28 protein-coding genes and 1 tRNA gene are annotated in these 23,533 nt (G+C 58.8%); 25 read left to right on the plus strand and 4 right to left on the minus strand.

All coding sequences use genetic code 11. The features are described 5' to 3' along the window. Window positions 1-303: 303 nt before the first annotated feature. Window positions 304-816, plus strand: a complete 513-nt coding sequence (locus ODQ19_RS16685) for a type VI secretion system amidase effector protein Tae4 (RefSeq protein ID WP_330210669.1) — start codon at window positions 304-306, stop codon at window positions 814-816. Further along, window positions 813-1,046, plus strand: a complete 234-nt coding sequence (locus ODQ19_RS16690; protein WP_057710522.1) for a hypothetical protein — start codon at window positions 813-815, stop codon at window positions 1,044-1,046. The genes ODQ19_RS16685 and ODQ19_RS16690 overlap by 4 nt, the downstream gene beginning before the upstream one ends. A gap of 152 nt (window positions 1,047-1,198) precedes the next feature. On the opposite strand, the gene ODQ19_RS16695 is transcribed toward ODQ19_RS16690, so the two are convergent. Next, window positions 1,199-1,570: a PH domain-containing protein gene (locus ODQ19_RS16695; RefSeq protein ID WP_116665383.1), complete on the minus strand. Its 372-nt coding sequence runs from the start codon at window positions 1,568-1,570 to the stop codon at window positions 1,199-1,201. A gap of 156 nt (window positions 1,571-1,726) precedes the next feature. On the opposite strand from ODQ19_RS16695, the gene ODQ19_RS16700 reads away from it, so the two are divergent. Beyond that, a complete protein-coding gene (locus tag ODQ19_RS16700; RefSeq protein ID WP_330210670.1) occupies window positions 1,727-2,362 on the plus strand; it encodes a LysE family translocator in 636 nt (211 codons plus the stop codon). Window positions 2,363-2,369: 7 nt separating this feature from the next. On the opposite strand, the gene ODQ19_RS16705 is transcribed toward ODQ19_RS16700, so the two are convergent. Beyond that, on the minus strand, window positions 2,370-2,699 hold the full coding sequence (locus tag ODQ19_RS16705; RefSeq protein ID WP_330210671.1) for a hypothetical protein: 330 nt from the start codon (window positions 2,697-2,699) through the stop codon (window positions 2,370-2,372). Window positions 2,700-2,782: 83 nt separating this feature from the next. After that, window positions 2,783-2,867 (minus strand) — tRNA-Leu (locus ODQ19_RS16710). A gap of 108 nt (window positions 2,868-2,975) precedes the next feature. Here ODQ19_RS16710 and queA point away from each other — a divergent pair. The 6 genes from queA (at window position 2,976) to ODQ19_RS16740 (ending at window position 9,049) form a co-directional block, all read left to right on the plus strand. After that, on the plus strand, window positions 2,976-4,025 hold the full coding sequence (gene queA / locus ODQ19_RS16715) for a tRNA preQ1(34) S-adenosylmethionine ribosyltransferase-isomerase QueA (RefSeq protein WP_330210672.1): 1,050 nt from the start codon (window positions 2,976-2,978) through the stop codon (window positions 4,023-4,025). Between the two features lie 5 nt (window positions 4,026-4,030). Further along, window positions 4,031-5,146 carry a tRNA guanosine(34) transglycosylase Tgt gene (gene tgt / locus ODQ19_RS16720; protein ID WP_164692241.1) on the plus strand — a complete coding sequence of 372 codons (1,116 nt, stop codon included), beginning with the start codon at window positions 4,031-4,033 and terminating at the stop codon, window positions 5,144-5,146. A 43-nt stretch (window positions 5,147-5,189) separates the two neighbouring features. Further along, on the plus strand, window positions 5,190-5,528 hold the full coding sequence (gene yajC / locus ODQ19_RS16725) for a preprotein translocase subunit YajC (protein ID WP_003175975.1): 339 nt from the start codon (window positions 5,190-5,192) through the stop codon (window positions 5,526-5,528). A gap of 62 nt (window positions 5,529-5,590) precedes the next feature. Next, window positions 5,591-7,459: a protein translocase subunit SecD gene (gene secD / locus ODQ19_RS16730; protein ID WP_330210673.1), complete on the plus strand. Its 1,869-nt coding sequence runs from the start codon at window positions 5,591-5,593 to the stop codon at window positions 7,457-7,459. A 9-nt stretch (window positions 7,460-7,468) separates the two neighbouring features. Further along, window positions 7,469-8,383, plus strand: coding sequence for a protein translocase subunit SecF (gene secF, locus ODQ19_RS16735; protein ID WP_330210674.1), 915 nt, complete (start codon window positions 7,469-7,471; stop codon window positions 8,381-8,383). Window positions 8,384-8,506: 123 nt separating this feature from the next. Further along, window positions 8,507-9,049, plus strand: coding sequence for a glycine zipper 2TM domain-containing protein (locus tag ODQ19_RS16740; protein ID WP_003194023.1), 543 nt, complete (start codon window positions 8,507-8,509; stop codon window positions 9,047-9,049). Window positions 9,050-9,256: 207 nt separating this feature from the next. Here the strand turns inward: ODQ19_RS16740 and suhB are convergent, their stop codons facing one another. Continuing rightward, the gene (gene suhB / locus ODQ19_RS16745; protein WP_005791195.1) at window positions 9,257-10,072 is read right to left on the minus strand and encodes a type III secretion system regulator SuhB; all 816 of its coding nucleotides are present in this window, start codon (window positions 10,070-10,072) and stop codon (window positions 9,257-9,259) included. A 145-nt stretch (window positions 10,073-10,217) separates the two neighbouring features. On the opposite strand from suhB, the gene trmJ reads away from it, so the two are divergent. The 16 genes from trmJ (at window position 10,218) to hisS (ending at window position 23,531) form a co-directional block, all read left to right on the plus strand. Beyond that, entirely contained in the window at window positions 10,218-10,988 is a 771-nt protein-coding gene (gene trmJ / locus ODQ19_RS16750; RefSeq protein ID WP_014719824.1) for a tRNA (cytosine(32)/uridine(32)-2'-O)-methyltransferase TrmJ, read from the plus strand. 2 nt (window positions 10,989-10,990) lie between these two features. Beyond that, on the plus strand, window positions 10,991-11,776 hold the full coding sequence (cysE, locus tag ODQ19_RS16755; protein ID WP_056789033.1) for a serine O-acetyltransferase: 786 nt from the start codon (window positions 10,991-10,993) through the stop codon (window positions 11,774-11,776). A 287-nt stretch (window positions 11,777-12,063) separates the two neighbouring features. Beyond that, a complete protein-coding gene (gene iscR / locus ODQ19_RS16760; RefSeq protein WP_003194020.1) occupies window positions 12,064-12,555 on the plus strand; it encodes a Fe-S cluster assembly transcriptional regulator IscR in 492 nt (163 codons plus the stop codon). Between the two features lie 50 nt (window positions 12,556-12,605). Beyond that, window positions 12,606-13,820, plus strand: a complete 1,215-nt coding sequence (locus ODQ19_RS16765; RefSeq protein ID WP_003194019.1) for an IscS subfamily cysteine desulfurase — start codon at window positions 12,606-12,608, stop codon at window positions 13,818-13,820. 99 nt (window positions 13,821-13,919) lie between these two features. Next, entirely contained in the window at window positions 13,920-14,306 is a 387-nt protein-coding gene (gene iscU, locus ODQ19_RS16770; RefSeq protein ID WP_003175965.1) for a Fe-S cluster assembly scaffold IscU, read from the plus strand. Window positions 14,307-14,334: 28 nt separating this feature from the next. Then, on the plus strand, window positions 14,335-14,658 hold the full coding sequence (iscA, locus tag ODQ19_RS16775) for an iron-sulfur cluster assembly protein IscA (RefSeq protein WP_003209680.1): 324 nt from the start codon (window positions 14,335-14,337) through the stop codon (window positions 14,656-14,658). Window positions 14,659-14,666: 8 nt separating this feature from the next. Continuing rightward, on the plus strand, window positions 14,667-15,188 hold the full coding sequence (gene hscB, locus ODQ19_RS16780) for a co-chaperone HscB (protein ID WP_330210675.1): 522 nt from the start codon (window positions 14,667-14,669) through the stop codon (window positions 15,186-15,188). A gap of 51 nt (window positions 15,189-15,239) precedes the next feature. After that, window positions 15,240-17,102 carry a Fe-S protein assembly chaperone HscA gene (gene hscA, locus ODQ19_RS16785; protein WP_116665394.1) on the plus strand — a complete coding sequence of 621 codons (1,863 nt, stop codon included), beginning with the start codon at window positions 15,240-15,242 and terminating at the stop codon, window positions 17,100-17,102. Between the two features lie 3 nt (window positions 17,103-17,105). Continuing rightward, the gene (gene fdx / locus ODQ19_RS16790; protein ID WP_032895388.1) at window positions 17,106-17,447 is read left to right on the plus strand and encodes an ISC system 2Fe-2S type ferredoxin; all 342 of its coding nucleotides are present in this window, start codon (window positions 17,106-17,108) and stop codon (window positions 17,445-17,447) included. 14 nt (window positions 17,448-17,461) lie between these two features. Continuing rightward, window positions 17,462-17,662, plus strand: a complete 201-nt coding sequence (gene iscX / locus ODQ19_RS16795; protein WP_016977667.1) for a Fe-S cluster assembly protein IscX — start codon at window positions 17,462-17,464, stop codon at window positions 17,660-17,662. Between the two features lie 92 nt (window positions 17,663-17,754). Beyond that, the gene (gene ndk, locus ODQ19_RS16800; RefSeq protein ID WP_003175956.1) at window positions 17,755-18,180 is read left to right on the plus strand and encodes a nucleoside-diphosphate kinase; all 426 of its coding nucleotides are present in this window, start codon (window positions 17,755-17,757) and stop codon (window positions 18,178-18,180) included. Between the two features lie 29 nt (window positions 18,181-18,209). Beyond that, entirely contained in the window at window positions 18,210-19,358 is a 1,149-nt protein-coding gene (gene rlmN / locus ODQ19_RS16805; protein ID WP_330210676.1) for a 23S rRNA (adenine(2503)-C(2))-methyltransferase RlmN, read from the plus strand. 12 nt (window positions 19,359-19,370) lie between these two features. Beyond that, window positions 19,371-20,129 (plus strand): type IV pilus biogenesis/stability protein PilW, encoded by a 759-nt coding sequence (gene pilW, locus ODQ19_RS16810; RefSeq protein WP_330210677.1) that lies wholly within the window; start codon window positions 19,371-19,373, stop codon window positions 20,127-20,129. Further along, the gene (locus ODQ19_RS16815; protein WP_330210678.1) at window positions 20,129-21,106 is read left to right on the plus strand and encodes a RodZ family helix-turn-helix domain-containing protein; all 978 of its coding nucleotides are present in this window, start codon (window positions 20,129-20,131) and stop codon (window positions 21,104-21,106) included. The genes pilW and ODQ19_RS16815 overlap by 1 nt, the downstream gene beginning before the upstream one ends. 2 nt (window positions 21,107-21,108) lie before the next feature. Next, window positions 21,109-22,218: a flavodoxin-dependent (E)-4-hydroxy-3-methylbut-2-enyl-diphosphate synthase gene (ispG, locus tag ODQ19_RS16820; RefSeq protein WP_003175952.1), complete on the plus strand. Its 1,110-nt coding sequence runs from the start codon at window positions 21,109-21,111 to the stop codon at window positions 22,216-22,218. 23 nt (window positions 22,219-22,241) lie between these two features. Next, window positions 22,242-23,531 carry a histidine--tRNA ligase gene (gene hisS, locus ODQ19_RS16825; protein WP_034128022.1) on the plus strand — a complete coding sequence of 430 codons (1,290 nt, stop codon included), beginning with the start codon at window positions 22,242-22,244 and terminating at the stop codon, window positions 23,529-23,531. The last annotated feature ends 2 nt before the right edge of the window (window positions 23,532-23,533 follow it).

The following is a 23,533-nucleotide window of genomic DNA, read 5'->3' on the forward strand; positions in this document are numbered from 1 at the left end:
TTTTTCGCGAGCAAGCTCGCTCCTACAAAAAAGCCTTGCTGAACCCGCGACGCAAGGTCCGGGTAATAGGTCGCGAGCTCAGCCAAGCACTGCCGCAGCATCTTGGCATCGTGGGGTAGGCGCTCTGAAAAAATCCCCCAACCAGAAAACTCAAGCGTCTCGGGTATTTCATTAACAGTGTGAGCTTTAGCCTGCATCCAAAGCCTACACACAAGTAGGACCGTTCTGATTTGCGCCTGACCTCACCATTCTCGGCAAAGCGTTTGCTACGTTCGTGTGAAAAATACGCGATGGAAGCGCTTAATGCTGACGTTCAACTCCCTATGGAAAAACCATCCGGAAATCTTCGGAGACGCCGCCCCTTGTAGAACCAACGGCGCCAAAAACTTCAGTGACCAATGCGCCATTCATCTTGGCGTAGCACTGCGCAGGTCAGGCGCCGACCTGAGCCGGTTGAGAGGTGTGCGCTATTGTTGGCAGCATGCCAAGAGTGAGGGCCATGTGTTGGCGGCTGAGGAGATGGCCAAAGCTCTAAGTGGCGCGAATATCCCCGGCTTGCAGCGTCCGAAGAAGATAAAAACTGAGGATTTCGAAGAAGTGTTGGCGGGGCAGCAAGGCATTATCTTTTTCAAAGATTTTTGGCGCCGAGGGAATGAGACGTTTGGCAATCGCAGCGGTGACCACATTGACCTTTGGAATGGACGGCGGTTGACGGATTGGCTGAGTTATCCGCGTATCCAGCTGGGATTCTCGATTGAGGGGACGTTCTCGGACTATCACGAGTCCAGGGAGATCTGGTTTTGGAAGGTCATATGAAGTTGATTAAGGGCGTGGTGTTTGTCGTCGGGGTGGTTGTAGTGGCGCTCGGAGTGTTTAACGGTTTGGTGGTGGTCGTGTCTGCGTATTTTGGGCCGTTTTATCAAGGGGATGCGGATCAGAGCAGGAATTTTGGGCTTTGGTTGGTTGGGAATGGGGTTGTGGTTTTGGGAGCAGCGTTCAGTGGGGCGGTTTGGTATTGCAGGCGTTTGAGTAGGTGGCGGGAATGAAAATGTGTCCGAGTATTAAGTGAATCAGCGGCTGTGATTTTTCCTTAAAGGGCATCGCAGGCAAGCCAGCTCCCACATTTTGAGCAATGTGTATCAGTTGAGCCGCAATAAAAAAGACCTTGAAACACCAAGGTCTTTTTTGTGCCTGTGGATCAACTCAGCAGGTGCTTGGAAATCAGCTGGGAGATTTCCACGATCGAGGTCTTGCCAGTGAATTCGAATTTCACCTTCCCCAACGACGAAAAATAAATCTCCAACTCCGAATCCAAGTCAAACGTCCCTGACGTTTCCACCGAGTACGCCACGATGTTCTTGTATGGCAATGAGGTGAAATCCTTCTTGCTGCCGGTAATCCCCTGCACGTTCACCGCGATGATGCGTTTGGTGGTGAACACGACGCCGTCGCGCATGGCTTTGTAGGCGTCGACCACTTCTTCGCCGTCCAGCAGCAGGGCCGCTACGCGTTCGGCGTATTCGTTGTTTTGCTTGAGCTTGAAGAAGCCTTTGTTGTTGAAGTCGATCATGTGCCTGTCCTGGGTAAGGGGTGCCGTCGGTGTATGACGTTTTGCTTGCGGATCTGTATCTAACGCCTGGGCCTGCAAGCCCCTAGCATGACGCTCAACACGACCGCGTCGGCGAAGGATTTCACGCTGGCAGCATAAAAAACCAGGAGCCAATCCATGCCTGATATGTCCAGCTTGCTCGCCTACGGCCTGATTTCACTCGGCATGGTACTGACACCCGGGCCGAACATGATCTACCTGATTTCCCGCTCCATCTGCCAGGGGCGCACGGCCGGGTTGATTTCCCTGGGCGGGGTGGCGCTGGGGTTTTTGGTGTATATGGTGTGCGCGGCACTGGGTATCACCGCGTTGGTGATGGCGGTGCCTTTTGCCTACGACGCGCTGCGGCTCGGCGGGGCGTTGTACCTGGTGTACCTGGCCTGGCAGGCGGTCAAGCCGGGTGGGCGCTCGCCATTCCAGGTGCGCGACTTGCCCAAGGACAGCCCGCGCAAGTTGGTCACCATGGGGCTGGTCACCAACCTGCTCAATCCCAAAGTGGCGGTGATGTATTTGTCGTTGCTGCCCCAGTTCATCGACCCGAATGGTCATGGCAGTGTGCTGATGCAATCCCTGGCGCTGGGCTCCCTGCAGATTCTTATCAGTGTGAGCGTCAACGCGGTGATTGCCTGCATGGCGGGTTCTATCGCGGTGTTCTTCGTGACCCGGCCGGGTTGGCAGGTTGTGCAGCGCTGGCTGATGGGGTCGGTGTTGATGGGCTTGGCGGTGCGGATGGCGGTAGAGGGGCGTAAGTAAGTGCGCGTCACAGGATGGCTTTCAGGTAATCCTTGAGTGCGTGGAGCGGGGCGTCGAGTGCCTCCAGGGTATGTGCTTGGCGCGCGTCCATTGCGAGCCGCTGCAACTCGCGACCCATGACGGTATCGGCGCCGCCCAGGGTGTCGAGTGCCAATGACAGACATTCATTAAGCTTCACTTGGATCTCGGCCAGTTTTTTCTGACGCACCAACAACCCAAACACTTCGCGCTCATAACCCTCCATCGCCGGATCATCGCGCAGCAAAGGGCTGCCGTCGTCAGTCTCATGCACCAGCTTCAGCGCAAACAACGCAACCGCTTCAAGCGTCAACTCCATGGTCCCGCTCCCTCCACTGCCACGCCTGGCACTTTTTTGCAGGCGAAAAAAAAGACCTTGAATTTCAAGGTCTTTCTTTAAGATGGTGCCCCGAGGGAGACTCGAACTCCCACTCCTTTCGAAAACGGATTTTGAATCCGCCGCGTCTACCAATTCCGCCATCAGGGCTCAATGGCGGCGAAGTATAGAGATGAGATTACCGTTGGTCAATCACGTTTCATGGTCTATTTTCACTATTTCCGCTAGACTTCCCGGCCCTGCTAGACGAACCCCATCATGCGCGTTGCTGACTTTACTTTTGAGCTCCCTGATTCGCTGATCGCTCGCCACCCTTTGGCCGAGCGTCGCGCCAGTCGACTGCTGACCCTTGATGGGCCCAGCGGTGCCCTCGCACACCGTCAATTCACTGATTTGCTTGAGCATTTGCGCCCAGGCGATCTGATGGTTTTCAACAATACCCGGGTGATTCCGGCGCGGCTGTTTGGCCAGAAAGCTTCCGGCGGCAAGCTGGAAATCCTGGTGGAGCGGGTGCTGGACAGCCATCGCGTGCTGGCCCATGTGCGCTCCAGCAAGTCGCCCAAACCGGGGTCGAGCATCCTGATTGAGGGCGGTGGCGAAGCCGAGATGGTCGCGCGGCACGATGCCTTGTTCGAGCTCAAGTTTGCCGAAGAAGTGTTGCCACTGTTGGACCGCGTCGGCCATATGCCGTTGCCTCCTTATATAGACCGCCCCGACGAAGACGCGGACCGCGAGCGCTATCAGACCGTGTACTCACAGCGCCTCGGCGCCGTCGCCGCCCCGACTGCCGGGCTGCATTTCGACCAGCCACTGCTGGATGCGATTGCCGCCAAGGGCGTCGACACCGCCTATGTAACTCTGCACGTGGGGGCCGGTACGTTTCAGCCGGTGCGTGTGGATAACATCGAAGACCACCATATGCACAGCGAATGGCTGGAAGTCAGCCAGGACGTGGTGGATGCGGTGGCGGCGTGCAAGGCGCGGGGCGGTCGAGTGGTTGCCGTGGGTACCACCAGCGTGCGTTCGCTGGAGAGTGCAGCGCGTGACGGCGTGCTCAAGCCGTTCAGTGGCGACACCGATATCTTCATTTTTCCAGGGCGACCCTTTCATGTGGTCGATTGCCTGGTCACCAACTTCCATTTGCCCGAATCCACGCTGTTGATGCTGGTGTCGGCATTTGCCGGTTACCCGGAAACGATGGCTGCCTACCAGGCTGCCATCGCTAACGAGTACCGTTTTTTCAGCTACGGTGATGCGATGTTTATCACCCGTAACCCGGCGCCGCGCGGCCCTGAGGACAACTTATGAGTCGTATGTCGTTTGAATTGCTCGCTACGGACGGCAAAGCCCGTCGCGGTCGCCTGACCTTCCCGCGCGGCACTGTGGAGACCCCGGCGTTCATGCCGGTCGGCACCTATGGCACCGTCAAAGGCATGTTGCCCCGTGACATCGTCGCCACCGGTGCCGAGATTATCCTCGGCAATACCTTCCACCTGTGGCTACGCCCGGGCACGGAAGTGATCAAGAAGCACGGCGACCTGCATGACTTCATGAAGTGGCAAGGCCCGATCCTTACCGACTCCGGTGGTTTCCAGGTGTTCAGCCTGGGCGCCATGCGCAAGATCAAGGAAGAGGGCGTGACCTTTGCCTCGCCGGTCGACGGCGCCAAGGTGTTCATGGGCCCGGAAGAGTCGATGCAGGTACAGCGCGACCTGGGCTCGGACATCGTGATGATTTTCGACGAGTGCACGCCGTACCCGGCCGATGAAGAGGTGGCGCGTATCTCCATGGAGTTGTCGCTGCGTTGGGCCCAGCGTTCGAAGAACGCCCATGGCGATAACACCGCGGCGCTGTTCGGTATTGTCCAGGGCGGTATGCATGAAAGCCTGCGTAAACGCTCGCTGGAAGGCCTCGACAAGATCGGCTTCGACGGCCTGGCCATCGGCGGTTTGTCGGTGGGCGAGCCCAAGCACGAAATGATCAAGGTGCTGGATTACCTGCCGGGCCTGATGCCAGCTGACAAACCTCGTTACCTTATGGGCGTTGGCAAACCGGAAGATCTCGTAGAGGGTGTGCGCCGCGGTGTGGACATGTTCGATTGCGTGATGCCAACCCGTAATGCCCGCAATGGGCATCTGTTCATTGATACAGGCGTGCTGAAGATCCGTAACGCGTTCCATCGCCATGATGATTCGCCGCTGGATCCTACCTGTGACTGCTACACCTGCCAGAACTTCTCCCGTGCTTATCTGCACCATCTGGATAAGTGCGGGGAAATGCTGGGTAGCATGTTGAATACCATCCACAATTTGCGTCACTACCAAGTCCTGATGGCTGGTTTGCGCGAGGCTATTCAACAGGGTACATTGGCCGCCTTCGTCGATGCCTTCTATGCCAAGCGTGGCCTCCCTGTGCCGCCCTTGGACTGAGTTTTCCGACCCTAAGATTCACTATTTGCAACTGGAGTGCTAAATGAGCTTTTTTATCTCTAACGCCATGGCTGACGCCGCTGCGCCTGCTGCCGCCGGCCCTATGGGCGGTGGTTTCGAGTGGATTTTCCTGGTCGGCTTCCTGGTCATCTTCTACCTGATGATCTGGCGTCCACAGGCCAAGCGTGCCAAAGAGCAGAAAAACCTGCTGGGCAGCCTGCAAAAAGGCGACGAAGTCGTGACCACTGGCGGCATCGCCGGCAAGATCACCAAGGTTTCCGATGCTTTCGTGGTACTGGAAGTCTCCGACACCGTGGAAATGAAGTTCCAGAAGGGCGCTATCGCCGCCACGCTGCCTAAAGGCACGCTCAAAGCGATCTAAGTAACAACCTTTACCAATCGACGGGGCGCGCAAGGCGCCCCGCGTTATAAGCGGGCGGCGTGATGCTGAACAAATACCCTCTGTGGAAATACGTACTGATCCTGGCGGTGCTGGCGATCGGTTTTATTTATTCCGCTCCCAATCTCTATCCTGATGACCCGGCGATCCAGATCTCTGGCGCCAGCACTTCGCTGCAGGTCAATCAGGCTGATCTGGAACGCGCTAGCAAAGCGCTGGCTGACGCGGGCATCCAGGTTAAAGCGGCAACCTTGGCAGCTGGTTCCAAAGGCGGCTTGTTGCGCCTGACCAAGCAAGAAGACCAATTGCCGGCCAAGGACGTCGTACGCAAGGCCATGGGTGACGACTATGTTGTCGCGCTCAACCTGGCCCAGACCACGCCACAATGGCTGCGCAGCATTGGCGCGCACCCGATGAAGCTGGGTCTGGACTTGTCCGGTGGTGTGCACTTCCTGCTGGAAGTCGACATGGACAAGGCCCTGGACGCACGTCTGAAGGTCTACGAAGGCGACGTGAAGAGCCTGCTGCGCAAAGAGAAGCTGCGCTACCGCAGCCTGCCGCAGCTCAACGGTGCCATTCAGTTGGGCTTTGCTGACGAAGCATCCCGCGAACAGGCCCGTGCGCTGATCCGCAAGAACTTCAATGACTTCGACATCGTACCGGCCGACCTCAATGGTCAAGCGGTGCTGCGTCTGGCGATGAGCCCGGCCAAGATCGCTGAAATCCGCGAATATTCCATCAAGCAGAACTTGACCACGGTCCGTAACCGCGTCAACGAGCTGGGTGTGGCAGAGCCAATCGTGCAGCGCCAGGGCGCCAACCGCATCGTGGTTGAGCTGCCAGGCGTACAGGACACCGCTGAAGCCAAGCGTATCCTCGGCAAGACCGCCAACCTGGAGTTCCGTCTCGCGGCAGACCCAGGCGCTACGCGTGCCACTTCCGAAGAATTCGAATTCCGTGAAGGCAACCGTCCTCCAGCTCTGATCGAGCGTGGTTTGATCATCACCGGTGACCAGGTGACCGACGCCAAGGCGGGTTTCGGCGAGCACGGCACGCCTGAAGTGAACATCCGTCTGGATGGCCATGGCGGCGAACTGATGAGCCGCGCCACGCGCAGCAACGTCGGTCGCAGCATGGCGGTGATCTTCATCGAGCAGCGCCCGGTGACCACCTACACCAAGCAGATGGTCAACGGTGTCGAGAAAGACGTGCCGGTGCAGACCTTCAAGGAAGAGAAGAAGATCATCAGTCTGGCGACCATCCAGTCGCCGCTGGGTGCTCAGTTCCGTATCACGGGCCTGAATGGCCAGGGCGAGTCTTCCGAGTTGGCATTGCTGCTGCGTGCCGGTGGCCTGGCTGCACCGATGTACTTCGCTGAAGAACGTACCATTGGCCCGAGCCTGGGTGCCGACAACATCACCAAGGGTGTCGATGCGGCGCTGTGGGGCATGCTGTTCGTGTCGCTGTTCATCATCGCCATCTACCGCTTCTTTGGTGTGATCGCCACTGTCGCCCTGGCGGGCAACATGGTGATGCTGCTGGCGCTGATGTCGTTGCTGGGCGCCACGCTGACCCTGCCAGGTATCGCCGGTATCGTACTCACCATGGGTATGGCGGTGGACGCCAACGTGCTGATCTTCTCGCGGATTCGTGAAGAGATCGCCGCCGGCATGACCGTACAGCGTGCAATCAACGAAGGCTTCGGCCGGGCATTTACCGCGATCCTCGACTCCAACCTGACCACACTGTTGGTCGGCGGGATTCTCTTCGCCATGGGCACAGGCCCGGTGAAAGGCTTTGCGGTGACCATGTCCCTCGGGATCTTTACCTCGATGTTCACGGCCATCATGGTGACCCGCGCAATGGTCAACCTGATCTTTGGCGGGCGTGACTTCAAGAAGTTGTGGATTTAAGGGGCTGCCATGTTACGTACAATCAACTTCATGGGCGTTCGCAACGTTGCGTTCGGCGTCACCGTGCTCCTTACCGTACTGGCGTTGTTCAGCTGGTTCCATAAGGGCCTGAACTACGGCCTGGACTTCACCGGCGGTACGCTCATCGAGCTGACCTACGAGAAGCCGGCCGACGTTACCCTGGTGCGCAGCGAGCTGGTCAAGGCCGGCTATCACGAAGCCGTGGTGCAGAGCTTCGGCGCTACCACTGACCTGCTGGTGCGCATGCCTGGCGAAGACCCGCAATTGGGTCACCAGGTAGCAGAGGCCTTGCAAAAGGTGGGTGGTGACAACCCGGCGTCGGTCAAGCGCGTCGAGTTTGTTGGCCCGCAAGTGGGTGAAGAGCTGCGCGACCAGGGCGGCCTCGGCATGCTGATGGCGCTGGTCGGCATCATGATTTACCTGGCATTCCGCTTTCAGTGGAAGTTCGGTGTCGGCGCCATTGTGTCGCTGATCCACGACGTGATCGTGACCGTGGGTATCCTGGCCTACTTCCAGATCACCTTCGACCTGACCGTATTGGCGGCTGTGCTGGCGATCATTGGTTACTCGCTCAACGACACCATCGTGGTATTCGACCGGGTTCGTGAGAACTTCCGGGTGCTGCGCAAAGCATCGTTGATCGAGAACATCAACATCTCCACCACCCAGACCCTGCTGCGGACCATGGCGACGTCGATCTCCACCTTGCTGGCGATTGCTGCGCTGATGATCTTCGGTGGCGACAACCTGTGGGGCTTCTCCCTGGCGCTGTTTATCGGCGTTCTGGCGGGTACCTATTCGTCGATCTACATCGCCAACGTGGTGCTGATCTGGCTGAACCTCAACAGCGAAGACTTGATCCCTCCTGCCGCTACCGACAAGGAGGTCGACGACCGTCCTTGATGGGCGTTTGTTGATCCGCTGTTACAAGAAAGGCGCGAGTATTGAACTCGCGCCTTTTTTTTTGCTCCAAGGCTGGGTATAGCGCGGATCTTTCGGTCCGCTTGTGATGGTCAGGAGGTTCATGTGAACAAGTCGTTGCTGGTTGGTGCGGTATTGGGTGCTGTCGGTGTGACTGCCGGAGGCGCTGTTGCCACCTACAGCCTGGTAAAAAGCGGCCCTGAGTATGCGCAAGTGCTGGCGGTACAGCCGGTGAAAACCCAGATTAAAACCCCGCGTGAGGTGTGCAAGGACGTCACTGTGACCCGACAGCGTCCGGTGCAGGACCAACATCAAATCGCCGGTACCGTGGTCGGTGCACTTGCGGGTGGCCTGCTAGGCAACCAGATTGGTGGCGGTAACGGTAAGAAGCTGGCCACCGTGGCCGGTGCGGTCGGTGGTGGCTACGCCGGTAACAAGGTTCAGGAAGGTATGCAGAACCGCGATACCTACACCACTACGCAAACTCGCTGTAACACCGTTAACGACATCAGTGACAAGGTGGTCGGTTATGACGTGCGTTACAACCTGGACGGCAAGGAAGGCACCGTGCGTATGGAGCGCGACCCTGGCAGCCAGATTCCGGTGGATAAGGAAGGTCGTCTGATCCTGGGTCAGAACCAGCAGTAATCCCCAGGTCTGGTTTCGATCCAAATGTGGGAGCTGGCTTGCCTGCGATAGCGGTGGGTCAGTAACTAATTAGTTGGTTGGCAGCCCGCCATCGCAGGTAAGTCAGCTCCCACATTGGATTGTATTGAGTCAGTTGGAATTGGTTTTTTGCTAAATCCCAGGCATAAAAAAAGCACCCCATGGGGTGCTTTTTTTGTGCTCGCTCGCTTAGCGCTTCAGCGAAGCCGGCAGGTGCGGCTGGATCGCCGTCAGTACTGCCTTGAAGCATTTGGTGTTGCCAGCCACGACGTGGCCTTTCTCCAGGAAGTCGTGACCGCCGGTGAAGTCGCTCACCAGGCCGCCTGCTTCCTGAATCAGCAGAGCGCCAGCAGCCATGTCCCACTCGGACAGGCCTGACTCCCAGAACGCATCAAAACGACCGGCGGCTACATACGCCAGGTCCAGGCTGGCTGCACCGGCGCGGCGGATGCCGGCGGTCTGGCCAACCAGCGCGCGGAACATGCCCAGGTAGTTTTCCAGGTTGTCCATCTGGTCGTCACGGAAGGGGAAGCCGGTACCCAGCAGGGCGCCTTCCAGGCTGGTGCGGCCGCTGACACGCAGGCGGCGGCCGTTCAGTTGGGCGCCACGGCCACGGCTGGCGGTGAATTCTTCCTGGCGAACCGGGTCCAGCACAACGGCGTGTTCCAGGCGGCCACGGTATTTGCAGGCGATGCTCACGGCAAAGTGCGGGATGCCGCGCAGGAAGTTGGTGGTGCCATCCAGTGGGTCGATGATCCACAGGTAGTCTTCGCCTTCGCCGCTGCCTTTATGCAGGCCGGTTTCTTCACCGAGGATGCCGTGGGTAGGGTAGGCCTTGCGCAGGGCGTCGATGATTTTCTGTTCGGCGGCGCGATCCACCTCGGATACATAATCCTTGGCGTCTTTTTCGTCGACCTTGATGGTATCCAGGCGCTCGATGGAGCGGAAGATCAATTCACTGGCGCTGCGGGCGGCGCGCAGCGCGATATTCAGCATGGGCTGCATGGATAGGTCACCTAAGGTTGTTAAAGAAAGCCGAGCATTCTAGCAGAAACTTTCCCCAGGTGAAGGGCGACGTTCGCTTTCATGGCATAACCTTAGGCGGTTCTGTAAGATTTGCTCCCCTTTCCTGTGTCCGCGAGCGCCTCCCTTGCTGCAAAACATTCGTGTCGTCTTGGTCAATACCAGTCATCCCGGCAACATCGGCGGGGTGGCGCGAGCCATGAAAAACATGGGGCTGACGCGCCTGGTGCTGGTCGAACCGCGGGTATTCCCGCACCACGAGGCTGATGCCCGTGCGTCCGGCGCCAATGACTTGCTTGAAAATGCCCAGGTGGTCGCTACCTTGGAGGACGCCCTGGTCGGCTGCAATCTGGTACTCGGCACCAGCGCCCGTGACCGGCGTATCCCTTGGCCGCTGCTGGATCCGCGTGAATGTGGCACCAAAGTGGTGGAGGAGGCTGCTGGCGGTGCTGAAATCGCCTTGGTATTCGGCCGTGAAGATTCCGGCCTGACCAATGAAGAGCTGCAGCGATGTCATTATCACGTGCATATCCCCTCAGACCCTGAGTTCAGCTCGCTGAACCTCGGGGCTGCGGTGCAGGTGCTGACTTATGAAGTGCGCATGGCCTGGCTGGCCGCTGCAGGCCAGCCGAGCAAAGTGGAAAAGGAAGAGGTTGCATCGACCAAAAGTGGCGAGTTGGCCACCATGGACGAGCTGGAGCGGTTCTATGAGCACCTGGAGCAAACCCTGGTCGCCATCGAATTCCTCGACCCTGAAAAGCCACGGCACTTGATGGCGCGCCTGCGTCGTTTGTACGGCCGCAGCTCGGTTAGCCGGGCTGAAATGAACATATTGCGTGGCATCCTCACGGAAACCCAGAAAGCGGCCCGTGGTGAGCTTCTAAAGCGGAAGGATTAAAAATGTTCGAGCGTTTGCGAGAAGATATCCAAAGTGTTTTCCACCGTGACCCGGCGGCGCGCAACGCCTTTGAAGTGCTGACCTGCTACCCGGGCATGCACGCGATCTGGATCCACCGCTTGTCCGGCGCCCTGTGGGGCATGGGCTGGAAATGGCTGGCGCGGCTGGTATCGAACTTCGGGCGCTGGTTGACCGGTATCGAGATCCATCCGGGTGCCAAGGTGGGTCGCCGGTTCTTTATCGATCACGGCATGGGCATTGTGATTGGTGAAACGGCTGAGATCGGTGATGACGTCACCCTCTATCAAGGTGTGACCCTGGGCGGCACCACCTGGAACAAGGGTAAGCGCCACCCAACGCTGGGCGATGGCGTGGTAGTAGGGGCGGGCGCCAAGGTGCTCGGGCCGTTTACCGTGGGTGCCGGCGCGAAGGTCGGCTCCAATGCGGTAGTGACCAAGGCTGTGCCGCCGGGTGCCACGGTTGTGGGCATTCCAGGCCGCATCATCGTCAAGCCGCAAGCCGGTGATGAGCAAGAGGCCAAGCGCAAGGCGATGGCCGAGAAGATTGGTTTCGATGCCTATGGCGTCAGTGAAGACATGCCCGACCCGGTGGCCCGTGCGATTGGTCAATTGCTTGATCATCTGCAGGCGGTAGATGGCAAGCTGGAGGGCATGTGCGGGGCGCTGAAGGAGTTGGGCAGCCCGTACTGTGCCAAAGACCTGCCTGAACTGCGCGAAGAAGATTTTGCTGAGATCAAGGACGAAACCGCTACCACCAAGGCAGGCTGAGCGTGGTCCACTGTGGGAGCTGGCTTGCCTGCGATTGCGGCGGGCCAGCAACCTATAAGCTAGCTGATAGATAGCTATCGCAGGCAAGCCAGCTCCCACATTTGATCTCCATTGGCTCAGTGGTCTTGCAGCAGGCCTGGTTGCGCTGTTCGATCCGACCCCATCCTGCTATGATTCGCGCGCCCTTTTTACGGGTAATCCTGACTAAAGTACTAGGTCTTATAGTTGACTTAAATACTCGGGAATCGCATACTTGCTCCCATTCTGAAACACCTTGGTACTTGTCCATGAGACTGACTACAAAAGGCCGATACGCGGTGACCGCCATGCTCGACTTGGCCTTGCACGCGCAAACTGGGCCGGTGTCCCTGGCCGATATCTCCGAGCGCCAAGGCATTTCCCTGTCCTACCTCGAGCAGTTGTTCGCCAAATTGCGCCGTAGCAATCTGGTTTCCAGTGTTCGTGGTCCAGGTGGTGGTTATCAATTGTCCCGCGATATGCAGGGCATCCAGGTAGCCCAGGTAATCGATGCGGTCAACGAATCCGTCGATGCCACCAAATGCCAGGGTTTGGGTGATTGCCATGCCGGCGACACCTGCCTGACGCACCACTTGTGGTGTGACTTGAGCCTGCAGATCCATGAGTTTTTGAGTGGTATCAGCTTGGCTGATCTTGTGACTCGCCGTGAGGTGCAAGAAGTAGCCCAGCGTCAGGACCAGCGCCGTTGCAACACCAAGGCGCCGCGTCTGGACAAGATTGAAGCGTCCGCCGTCGAGTGACAGCCGAAGAGCTAACGGCACGCCAGCCAGCCTGATTTAGGAGAAAGTCCATGAAATTGCCGATTTACCTTGATTACTCAGCGACCACCCCGGTTGATCCGCGTGTCGCGCAAAAAATGAGCGAATGCCTGCTGGTCGACGGAAACTTCGGCAACCCGGCCTCCCGTTCCCACGTATTCGGCTGGAAAGCCGAGGAAGCGGTCGAGAACGCTCGTCGCCAGGTGGCTGACCTGGTCAATGCCGACCCGCGCGAAATCGTCTGGACCTCCGGTGCCACTGAGTCCGACAACCTGGCTATCAAGGGCGCGGCGCATTTCTACGCGACCAAAGGCAAACACCTGATCACCACCAAGATTGAGCACAAGGCTGTCCTGGACACCATGCGCCAACTGGAGCGTGAAGGTTTCGAGGTCACCTACCTTGAGCCGACCACCGACGGTATCGTCACCCCGGCCATGATCGAAGCTGCGATGCGTGAAGACACCATCCTGGTTTCGGTGATCCACGTGAACAACGAAATCGGCACCATCAACGACATCGCCGCCATCGGCGAGCTGACCCGCTCCAAGGGTGTGTTGTTGCACGTCGACGCTGCTCAGTCCACTGGCAAGGTCGATATCGACCTGTCCAAGCTGAAAGTCGACCTGATGTCGTTCTCTGCCCACAAAACCTATGGCCCTAAAGGCATCGGCGCGCTGTACGTGAGCCGCAAGCCTCGCGTGCGCATCGAAGCCACCATGCACGGCGGCGGTCACGAGCGCGGCATGCGTTCGGGTACTCTGGCTACCCACCAGATCGTCGGCATGGGCGAAGCTTTCCGTGTAGCCAAGGAAGACATGGCTGCCGAAAACGTGCGCATCAAGGCCCTGAGCGATCGCTTCTACAAGCAGGTCGAAAACCTTGAAGAGCTGTACATCAACGGCAGCATGACCGCTCGTGTACCGCACAACCTGAATTTGAGCTTCAACTACGTCGAAGGCGAGTCGCTGATCATGGCGCTCAAGGACCTGGCGGTATCGTCCGGTTCGGCCTGCACCTCGGCGTCCCTTGAGCCTTCGTACGTACTGCGCGCCCTGGGCCGTAACGACGAACTGGCACACAGCTCGATCCGCTTTACGTTCGGCCGCTTCACCACTGAAGAGCAAGTCGACTACGCCGCGCAGAAGGTCTGCGAAGCCGTCAACAAGCTGCGCGTTCTGTCGCCACTGTGGGACATGTACAAAGACGGTGTCGATATTTCCAAGATCGAGTGGGCGGCACACTAACTATAGAAGCCGCCACCCAAGCTCTGTAGGAACGTGGCGGAAAACGCAGGCGTTTCTACAGGGTTCCAGAGCGGCCCTGATGAGTGAGGATTCAGTACCATGGCTTACAGCGAAAAGGTCATCGACCACTACGAAAACCCGCGCAACGTCGGCAAGATGAACGCGGAAGATCCTGATGTCGGCACCGGCATGGTCGGCGCCCCAGCGTGCGGCGATGTGATGCGCCTGCAGATCAAGGTCAACGATGCTGGCGTTATCGAAGACGCCAAATTCAAGACTTACGGCTGCGGTTCGGCCATCGCCTCCAGCTCCCTGGCGACCGAATGGATGAAAGGCAAGACCCTGGATGAGGCTGTCACCATCAGCAACACCCAGCTGGCCGAAGAACTGGCGCTGCCGCCAGTGAAAATCCACTGCTCCGTACTCGCTGAAGATGCCATCAAGGCAGCAGTTCGCGACTACAAGCAGAAGAAAGGCTTGATCTAAGCATTTGGCGACGAGTAAGGAGTCAACGATGGCTATCAGCATGACAGAAGCGGCTGCGCAGCACATTCGCCGCTCCCTGAATGGGCGCGGTAAAGGTGAGGGGATTCGTCTGGGTGTACGCACCACGGGCTGTTCCGGCCTTGCCTACGTGCTGGAGTTTGTCGACGAGGTGGTTGAAGAGGATCAGGTGTTCGAAAGTCACGGCGAGAAAGTGATTATCGACCCCAAAAGCCTGACCTACCTGGACGGCACCGAACTCGATTTCGTCAAGGAAGGGTTGAACGAAGGCTTCAAGTTCAACAACCCTAACGTGCGCGGTGAATGTGGCTGCGGCGAAAGCTTCAACATCTGAGGCTACTCGTGGGTACTCCTTGTCATTTCGCTTTATTCGAGCTGCAGCCGAGCTTTCGGCTGGACCTTGAGCAGCTCGCCACGCGCTACCGTGAATTGGCGCGTGGGGTGCATCCGGACCGCTTCGCTGACGCTTCCGAGCGTGAGCAGCGCTTGGCCCTTGAGCAATCGGCCAGCCTCAACGAAGCCTATCAGACGCTCAAAAGCCCCCCCAAACGCGCGCGCTATTTGCTGGCGATGAAGGGCGGCGAGTTGCCGATGGAAGTCACCGTGCATGACCCGGACTTCCTGATGCAGCAGATGCAATGGCGTGAAGAACTCGAAGAACTGCAGGACGAAGCCGATGTGGCGGGTGTCGCGGTCTTCAAGCGTCGTCTGAAAACCGCCCAGGATGAGCTCAACGAAAGCTTCGCAGCCTGTTGGGATGATGCGGCGCATCGCGAACAGGCCGAACGCCTGATGCGGCGCATGCAGTTCCTCGACAAGCTCACCTACGAAGTGCGCCAGCTAGAAGAGCGCCTCGACGATTAACCCAGTGCTGCCCGTGATGCACGCCTGATAGACAGATAAGACCTGATTACCATGGCTCTACTGCAAATCGCCGAACCCGGCCAAAGCCCTCAACCGCACCAGCGTCGCCTGGCGGTCGGGATTGATCTGGGCACCACCAATTCCCTGGTTGCTGCCTTGCGCAGCGGCCTGTCCGAGCCACTGCCTGACGCCGATGGGCAGGTGATCCTGCCGTCCGCCGTGCGTTACCACGCTGATCGCACTGAAGTGGGCGAATCGGCCAAGCTGGCCGCGTCCGCAGACCCCTTGAATACCGTGTTGTCGGTCAAGCGCTTGATGGGGCGTGGGTTGTCCGACGTCAAGCAATTGGGTGACCAACTGCCGTACCGCTTTGTCGGCGGCGAGTCCCATATGCCGTTCATCGACACTGTCCAGGGGCCCAAGAGCCCGGTGGAAGTGTCGGCCGATATCCTCAAGGTGCTGCGCCAGCGTGCAGAAAGCACCCTGGGTGGTGAGCTGGTAGGGGCGGTTATCACCGTTCCGGCGTATTTCGATGACGCCCAGCGTCAAGCCACTAAGGATGCGGCGAAACTTGCCGGCCTGAACGTGCTGCGCCTGCTGAACGAGCCGACTGCGGCCGCTGTAGCCTATGGCTTGGATCAGCACGCTGAGGGCCTGGTTGCTATCTATGACTTGGGCGGCGGCACCTTCGATATTTCGATCCTGCGCCTGACCGGCGGTGTGTTTGAAGTGCTCGCGACCGGCGGCGACAGCGCTCTGGGAGGCGATGATTTCGATCACGCCATTGCTGGCTGGATCATCAGCAGTGCCGGCTTGTCGGCCGACCTGGACCCAGGCGCGCAGCGCAACCTGCTGCAAACTGCCTGTGCGGCCAAAGAGGCGCTGACTGACGCTGCTTCTGTTGACGTTTGCTACGGTAATTGGTCGGCGCCACTGACTCGCGAAGCGTTTGATGCGCTGATCGAGCCGATGGTCGCCCGCAGCCTCAAAGCCTGTCGTCGTGCTGTGCGTGATTCCGGTATCGAGTTGGAAGACGTTGGCGCAGTGGTCATGGTAGGCGGTTCCACCCGCGTGCCGCGCGTGCGTGAAGCGGTAGCCGAAGCCTTTGGGCGCCAACCACTGACCGAAATCGACCCGGATCAAGTCGTCGCCATCGGCGCCGCCATCCAGGCCGATACCCTGGCTGGTAACAAGCGCGATGGCGGCGAATTGCTGTTGCTCGACGTGATCCCGTTGTCCCTGGGCCTGGAAACCATGGGCGGCCTGATGGAAAAGGTGATTCCGCGTAACACCACCATCCCCGTCGCACGTGCCCAGGACTTCACCACCTACAAAGACGGCCAGACAGCCATGATGATTCATGTGCTGCAAGGCGAGCGCGAGCTGATCAGCGACTGTCGCTCCCTGGCGCGCTTTGAATTGCGCGGCATTCCGGCGATGGTGGCCGGTGCCGCCAAGATTCGCGTGACCTTCCAGGTCGATGCCGATGGTTTGCTCAGTGTTGCCGCGCGCGAACTGGCGTCCGGCGTTGAAGCCAGCATCCAGGTGAAGCCGTCCTACGGCCTCACCGATGGCGAAATCGCCAAGATGCTCAAGGACTCGTTCCAGTATGCCGGTGACGACAAGGTCGCCCGCGTATTGCGCGAGCAGCAAGTGGATGCCCAGCGCCTGCTCGAAGCGGTGCAGGGCGCCCTTGAAGCCGACGGTGAGCGCCTGCTTGATGCCGAAGAACGCATGGTCATTGACCTGCAAATGCAGGAACTGGCCGAACTGATGAAAGGCAGCGATGGCTACGCCATCGAGCAACAGACCAAGCGCCTGTCGCAAGTGACTGATGCCTTTGCCGCCCGCCGTATGGATCAGACGGTTAAAGCCGCGCTGGCGGGCCGCAACCTGAACGAAATTGAGGAATAACTGATGCCGCAGGTCACTTTTCTACCGCATGCCGAACATTGCCCTGAGGGCATGGTCGTGGAGGCGGAGACCGGCAAGTCCCTGCTTGACGTTGCCCATGACAACCACATCGAGATCGAAAGTGCCTGTGGCGGCGTCAATGCCTGCACCACGTGTCACTGCATCATTCGTAAAGGTTTCGACAGCCTCAATGAGGCTGACGACCTGGAAGAAGACTATCTTGATCGGGCGTGGGGCCTGGAGCCGACGTCGCGCCTGAGTTGTCAGGCGAAAGTGGGAACTGAAGACCTCACCGTTGAAATCCCGAAATATTCGCTCAACCATGCGGCCGAAGCGCCGCATTGATTCAAGGAAGTGTCATGAGTCTTAAATGGGTTGATGTACAAGAGATCGCTATCCTGTTGGCCGATGCCAACCCGGATCTGGATCCTTACTCCCTGAACTTTGTAGCTTTGCGTGACATGGTCATGGCGTTGCCAGGGTTCGAAGATGAGCGTGATCGCGGTGGTGAAAAGGTTCTGGAAGCTATCCAGACTGCCTGGAAAGAAGAACAGGACTGACGCCTCCCTTTACGCAGTTAGGCAATACCCAATAACCCGCGTATAATTCGCGGGTTTAATTTTTCGTAAATTACCGTTTCTGGAGTTACACCATGGCTGTTCAACGTACTTTCTCCATCATCAAGCCTGACGCTGTTGCAAAAAACGTCATCGGCGAGATCACCACTCGTTTCGAAAAAGCCGGCCTGAAGGTTGTAGCTTCGAAACTCAAGCAACTGTCCAAGGCTGAAGCTGAAGGCTTCTACGCTGAGCACAGCGCTCGTGGCTTCTTCGGCGACCTGGTTGCCTTCATGATCTCCGGTCCTGTTGTTGTTCAGGTTCTGGAAGGCGAAAACGCTATCGCTCTGAACCGTGAGCTGATGGGCGCTACCAACCCTAAAGAAGCCGCTGCCGGCACCATCCGTGCTGACTTCGCTGAGTCCATCGACGCCAACGCTGTTCACGGTTCGGACTCCGAAGCTGCCGCTGCTCGCGAAATCTCGTACTTTTTCGCTGCTACTGAAGTAACCGCTCGCTAAGCATCGGCTTAAAGAGTGAGGGTGAATCCATGACTACATCGACTGTTAAAACCAACCTGCTGGGTCTGACTCAGCCGGAAATGGAGAAATTCTTCGACTCAATCGGGGAGAAGCGTTTCCGTGCCGGTCAGGTAATGAAGTGGATTCACCACTTTGGCGTCGACGATTTCGACGCCATGACGAACGTCAGCAAGGCCCTGCGCGACAAGCTCAAGGCCATTGCCGAGGTGCGTGGTCCCGAAGTGGTCAGCGAGGACATTTCCAGCGACGGTACCCGTAAGTGGGTCGTGCGCGTGGCGTCCGGCAGCTGTGTCGAGACCGTGTACATTCCCCAGGGCAAACGTGGCACTTTGTGCGTTTCGTCCCAGGCAGGCTGTGCCCTGGACTGCAGTTTCTGCTCCACCGGCAAGCAAGGCTTCAATAGCAACCTCACCGCCGCCGAAGTTATCGGCCAGGTGTGGATTGCCAACAAATCCTTTGGCAGCGTCCCGGCGACCGTCGACCGTGCCATCACCAACGTGGTGATGATGGGCATGGGTGAGCCGCTGCTGAACTTCGACAACGTGATTGCGGCCATGCACCTGATGATGGACGACCTGGGCTACGGCATCTCCAAGCGCCGTGTGACCCTGTCGACCTCCGGCGTGGTACCGATGATCGATGAGCTGGCCAAGCACATCGACGTCTCCCTCGCGTTGTCGCTGCACGCACCTAATGACGCATTGCGTAACCAATTGGTGCCGATCAACAAGAAGTATCCGCTTAAGATGCTGCTCGAGTCGTGCCAGCGTTATATGGCGACCCTGGGTGAGAAGCGTGTGTTGACCATTGAGTACACCATGCTCAAGGACGTCAACGACAAACTGGAGCACGCGGTCGAGATGATTGAATTGCTCAAGGACACCCCGTGCAAGATCAACTTGATCCCGTTCAACCCGTTTCCTCATTCTGGTTACGAGCGGCCGAGCAACAACGCCATCCGTCGTTTTCAGGATCAACTGCACCAGGCCGGCTATAACGTCACTGTGCGAACCACTCGTGGTGAAGACATCGATGCCGCGTGTGGCCAATTGGTAGGGCAGGTGATGGACCGCACCCGCCGCAGTGAACGTTATATCGCCGTGCGCGAACTTAACGCCGCTGAAGATTTGCCGCAAATCGTTGTGAATCGAATCTGAGAGAGGATCTCTATGCCCTTGCGCCTTGCGCTGCTTTTACTGTTTACCGGCCTGGTGGCCGGTTGCGTTTCATCGGGCCATGACAGCCCGTTGCGCACTGATAAAGGCCGTGATGAGGCGCGAGTTGCCTATGTGCAACTGGGTTTGGGGTACCTGCGCCAAGGCATGAGCGAGCAGGCCAAGGTGCCGTTGAAAAACGCCCTTGAGCTGGACGCCGATGATGCCGATGCCAATGCCGCGCTGGCCCTGGTGTTTCAGGCTCAGGCCGAGCCCGAGCTGGCCGACCGCTATTTTCACAAGGCCCTGGCCTCCCGCCCTGCCGATCCGCGGCTGCTGAACAACTACGGCAGCTTCCTGTTCGAGCAGCAACGGTACGACCTGGCGTCACGTTATTTCCAGCAAGCCGCCACCGATACCCTCTACCCGCAGCGTTCGCGGGTGTTCGAGAACCTTGGTGTGACCTCGATGCGCCTCGGTCAGCGCGACAGCGCCCGCCAGCAGCTGGAAAAAGCCCTGCACCTGAACAGTCGCCAGCCACGGGCATTGCTCGAAATGGCTGAGTTGTCTTACGAAGACAGGCATTATGTGCCGGCACGTGACTATTACGAGCGTTTTAGCCTGCTCAGCGGGCAAAATGCACGTAGTCTATTGCTCGGTGTGCGCCTGGCGACGGTTCATGAAGAACACGACACGGCCGCACGTTTTGGCCAGCAACTCGAACGACTCTATCCCGGTACGCCGGAATATCAGCAATACCTGTCGGAGCAATGATGAAAGCCGCGCACCCGGAAGATGTAGCAGCTAATCGCGTCAACCCAGGCGAAACCTTGCGCCAGGCCCGCGAAAGCAATGGTTGGTCGCTGGCGGAAGTGGCCCTCAAGCTCAATTTGACCAGCACCTCCCTGGCCAACCTGGAAGCCGGCGCGTTCGACAAGCTGCCTGGGCACACCTTTGCCCGCGGCTATATCCGCGCCTATGCCAAATTGCTGGGGATCGACCAGGCCGTGCTGGTGCAGGAATTCGACCAGTTCACCGGTACCGATGCCCAGGGCAGTAATGTCCATGGGTTGGGGCGTATCGAAGAGCCAACGCGGGTTTCCCATACGATTTTGCGGATTGTCAGCCTGTTGTTGCTGATTGCCGTGATCGGCGGCGGTTTCGTCTGGTGGCAAGACCAGACGTCCCAGCGCAACAAAGACCTGACCAGCAACGCCATGGAACATGTCGAAGTCGAAAGCGCCGACGGCACCACCCAGATTCACCCCCTGGACGAGCCGGAAGACCAGGCCGTGGTAGAAGGGCAAGCCGCGCCGCAAGCGCCGGCCACTGCCGAGCAACCCGCGCCAGACGCTGGCACGGCCCCTGCTGCGGTACCGGCTCCGGCTGTTCCGACCGCTCCGGCAGCACCCGTGGCCCAGGCTCCGGCGGTTCCGACGCCTGCACCTGCGACCCCTGCGCCAGCCGCGCCGGCGATGTCGCCTCCCACCACCCCGGCATTGATCGCCGGTGATGGGCGCCTACAAATTACCTTCATCGCTGATTGCTGGACGCAGGTCACCGATGGCAACGGCAAAGTGCTGTTCAGCGGTTTGAAGCGTAAGGGAGATACGCTTGACCAGGGCGGCAAGCCTCCTTTGACGCTGCGTCTGGGCTTTGCCCGTGGCGCGCAAGTGGCCTACAACGGCCAGCCTGTAGACGTGGCGCCGTTCACCAGTGGCGAGACTGCTCGCCTCAAGTTGGGACAATAGTCATGCACGGCGAATCTCCAATCAAACGTCGCGTATCGCGCAAGATCTGGGTCGGCTCGGTGCCGGTGGGTGGCGACGCCCCCATCGCAGTGCAGAGCATGACCAACAGCGACACCAACGATGTGGCCGCCACCGTGGCCCAGATCAATCGTCTGGAAGCGGCTGGCGTGGACATCGTGCGGGTGTCCGTTCCGGACATGGACGCAGCCGAGGCCTTTGGTCGTATCAAGCAGTTGGTCAAGGTGCCACTGGTTGCCGATATTCACTTCGACTACAAGATCGCGTTGCGCGTGGCCGAACTGGGTGTGGACTGCCTGCGTATCAACCCCGGCAACATCGGGCGTGAAGACCGCGTGCGTGCCGTGGTGGACGCTGCCCGTGATCGCGGTATTCCAATCCGCATCGGCGTCAACGCCGGCTCCCTGGAAAAAGACCTGCAAAAGAAATACGGCGAGCCCACTCCGGCGGCGCTGGTCGAGTCGGCACTGCGCCACGTTGAACACCTTGAACGCCTGAATTTCCAGGACTTCAAGGTCAGCGTAAAGGCCTCGGACGTGTTCATGGCCGTAGAAGCCTATCGCCTGCTGGCCAAGGAAATCGTGCAACCGCTGCACCTGGGTATCACTGAAGCGGGCGGTTTGCGCTCAGGCACAGTGAAATCTGCGGTGGGTCTCGGTATGCTGCTCGCCGAAGGGATTGGCGATACTATCCGCATCTCCCTGGCGGCAGACCCCGTAGAGGAAGTGAAGGTCGGCTACGACATTCTCAAATCCCTGCGTTTGCGTTCCCGTGGTATCAACTTCATCGCCTGCCCGAGCTGTTCGCGGCAGAACTTCGACGTGGTGAAAACCATGAACGACCTGGAGTTGCGCCTGGAAGACCTGCTGGTGCCGCTGGATGTCGCAGTGATCGGTTGTGTGGTCAATGGGCCGGGTGAGGCCAAAGAGGCCCACGTGGGCCTGACCGGTGGTACACCGAACCTGATTTACATCGACGGCAAACCATCGCAGAAGCTAACGAATGACAATCTGGTGGATGAGCTGGAAAAGCTGATCCGCGAGAAAGCGGCCGAGAAGGTCGCCGCTGACGCAGCGCTGATCGCTCGCGGCTGATTGAACGAACTTAAGGATTTGATGTGAGCAAGTCTCTGCAAGCCATTCGTGGCATGAACGACATCCTGCCGGAGCAGACGCCACTGTGGCGTTATTTCGAAAGCACTGTCGCGCGCCTGCTGGATAACTACGGTTACAAGCAGATCCGCATGCCGATCGTCGAATTCACCGAGCTGTTCAAGCGCTCCATCGGTGAAGTGACCGACATCGTCGAAAAAGAGATGTACACCTTTGAAGACCGTAACGGCGACTCCCTGACCCTGCGTCCGGAAGGCACGGCCGCGTGCGTTCGCGCCGTACTGGAACATGGCATCACCGGTGGTGGCCAGACCCAGAAACTGTGGTACATCGGCCCGATGTTCCGCCACGAGCGCCCGCAGAAAGGCCGTTACCGCCAGTTCCATCAGATCGGTTGCGAAGTTTTCAACCTGGACGGCCCGGACATCGACGCCGAGCTGATCGTGCTGACTTGGCGCCTGTGGGGCCAACTGGGCATCCGCGATGCGGTCAAGCTTGAACTCAACAGCCTGGGCACCAGCGAGTCCCGGGGGCGCTATCGCGAAGCCCTGGTCGAGTACCTGTCGGCCCACCTGGACAAGCTGGACGAAGACAGTCAACGCCGTCTGAAGACCAACCCGTTGCGCGTCCTGGATACCAAGAACGCCGATACCCAGGCCGTGCTGGTCGATGCGCCGAAAATGGCTGATTACCTGGACGACGAGTCCCGCGTGCATTTCGAGGGCCTCAAGGCTCGTCTGGATGCAGCCGGTATTCCCTACGTGATCAACCCCAAGCTGGTGCGTGGCCTCGACTACTACAGCAAGACCGTGTTCGAGTGGGTCACCGACAAGCTCGGCGCCCAGGGCACCGTGTGTGCCGGTGGTCGCTACGACGGCCTGGTCGAGCAAATGGGCGGCAAGCCGACCACGGGCGTAGGCTTTGCCATGGGCATCGAGCGGCTGATCCTGCTGCTGGAAACCCTGGAGCAGGTCCCAGAAGAGATTTCCCGTCAGGTGGACGTGTACCTGTGCGCCTTCGGTGAGGCTGCCGAACTGGCGGCCCTGGCCTTGAGCGAAAAAGTACGTGACCAACTGCCCAACCTGCGCCTGCAGATCAATGCCGGCGCTGGTAGCTTCAAGAGCCAGTTCAAGAAGGCCGACAAGAGCGGTGCGCTTTACGCACTGATCCTCGGCGATGACGAGCTGGCCCAGCAAGTGGTAGGTTTCAAACCCCTGCGTGGCCAGGGCGAACAACAGAACATTGCCTTTGATGCGCTCGCTGCGCACTTGGCCACCTGCGTTGTGCAGGGTTGAAG

The organism is Pseudomonas sp. AM4(2022) (assembly GCF_036346515.1).
In the GTDB taxonomy this organism is placed as follows: domain Bacteria; phylum Pseudomonadota; class Gammaproteobacteria; order Pseudomonadales; family Pseudomonadaceae; genus Aquipseudomonas; species Aquipseudomonas paracarnis.

Coding starts and splice junctions, on each gene's coding strand:
- ODQ19_RS16685 (WP_330210669.1), top strand. CDS start 304: ATGCTGACGTTCAACTCCCTATGGAAAAACCATCCGGAAATCTTCGGA.
- ODQ19_RS16690 (WP_057710522.1), top strand. CDS start 813: ATGAAGTTGATTAAGGGCGTGGTGTTTGTCGTCGGGGTGGTTGTAGTG.
- ODQ19_RS16695 (WP_116665383.1), bottom strand. CDS start 1,570: ATGATCGACTTCAACAACAAAGGCTTCTTCAAGCTCAAGCAAAACAAC.
- ODQ19_RS16700 (WP_330210670.1), top strand. CDS start 1,727: ATGCCTGATATGTCCAGCTTGCTCGCCTACGGCCTGATTTCACTCGGC.
- ODQ19_RS16705 (WP_330210671.1), bottom strand. CDS start 2,699: ATGGAGTTGACGCTTGAAGCGGTTGCGTTGTTTGCGCTGAAGCTGGTG.
- queA (WP_330210672.1), top strand. CDS start 2,976: ATGCGCGTTGCTGACTTTACTTTTGAGCTCCCTGATTCGCTGATCGCT.
- tgt (WP_164692241.1), top strand. CDS start 4,031: ATGTCGTTTGAATTGCTCGCTACGGACGGCAAAGCCCGTCGCGGTCGC.
- yajC (WP_003175975.1), top strand. CDS start 5,190: ATGAGCTTTTTTATCTCTAACGCCATGGCTGACGCCGCTGCGCCTGCT.
- secD (WP_330210673.1), top strand. CDS start 5,591: ATGCTGAACAAATACCCTCTGTGGAAATACGTACTGATCCTGGCGGTG.
- secF (WP_330210674.1), top strand. CDS start 7,469: ATGTTACGTACAATCAACTTCATGGGCGTTCGCAACGTTGCGTTCGGC.
- suhB (WP_005791195.1), bottom strand. CDS start 10,072: ATGCAGCCCATGCTGAATATCGCGCTGCGCGCCGCCCGCAGCGCCAGT.
- cysE (WP_056789033.1), top strand. CDS start 10,991: ATGTTCGAGCGTTTGCGAGAAGATATCCAAAGTGTTTTCCACCGTGAC.
- iscR (WP_003194020.1), top strand. CDS start 12,064: ATGAGACTGACTACAAAAGGCCGATACGCGGTGACCGCCATGCTCGAC.
- ODQ19_RS16765 (WP_003194019.1), top strand. CDS start 12,606: ATGAAATTGCCGATTTACCTTGATTACTCAGCGACCACCCCGGTTGAT.
- iscU (WP_003175965.1), top strand. CDS start 13,920: ATGGCTTACAGCGAAAAGGTCATCGACCACTACGAAAACCCGCGCAAC.
- iscA (WP_003209680.1), top strand. CDS start 14,335: ATGGCTATCAGCATGACAGAAGCGGCTGCGCAGCACATTCGCCGCTCC.
- hscA (WP_116665394.1), top strand. CDS start 15,240: ATGGCTCTACTGCAAATCGCCGAACCCGGCCAAAGCCCTCAACCGCAC.
- fdx (WP_032895388.1), top strand. CDS start 17,106: ATGCCGCAGGTCACTTTTCTACCGCATGCCGAACATTGCCCTGAGGGC.
- iscX (WP_016977667.1), top strand. CDS start 17,462: ATGAGTCTTAAATGGGTTGATGTACAAGAGATCGCTATCCTGTTGGCC.
- ndk (WP_003175956.1), top strand. CDS start 17,755: ATGGCTGTTCAACGTACTTTCTCCATCATCAAGCCTGACGCTGTTGCA.
- rlmN (WP_330210676.1), top strand. CDS start 18,210: ATGACTACATCGACTGTTAAAACCAACCTGCTGGGTCTGACTCAGCCG.
- pilW (WP_330210677.1), top strand. CDS start 19,371: ATGCCCTTGCGCCTTGCGCTGCTTTTACTGTTTACCGGCCTGGTGGCC.
- ODQ19_RS16815 (WP_330210678.1), top strand. CDS start 20,129: ATGAAAGCCGCGCACCCGGAAGATGTAGCAGCTAATCGCGTCAACCCA.
- ispG (WP_003175952.1), top strand. CDS start 21,109: ATGCACGGCGAATCTCCAATCAAACGTCGCGTATCGCGCAAGATCTGG.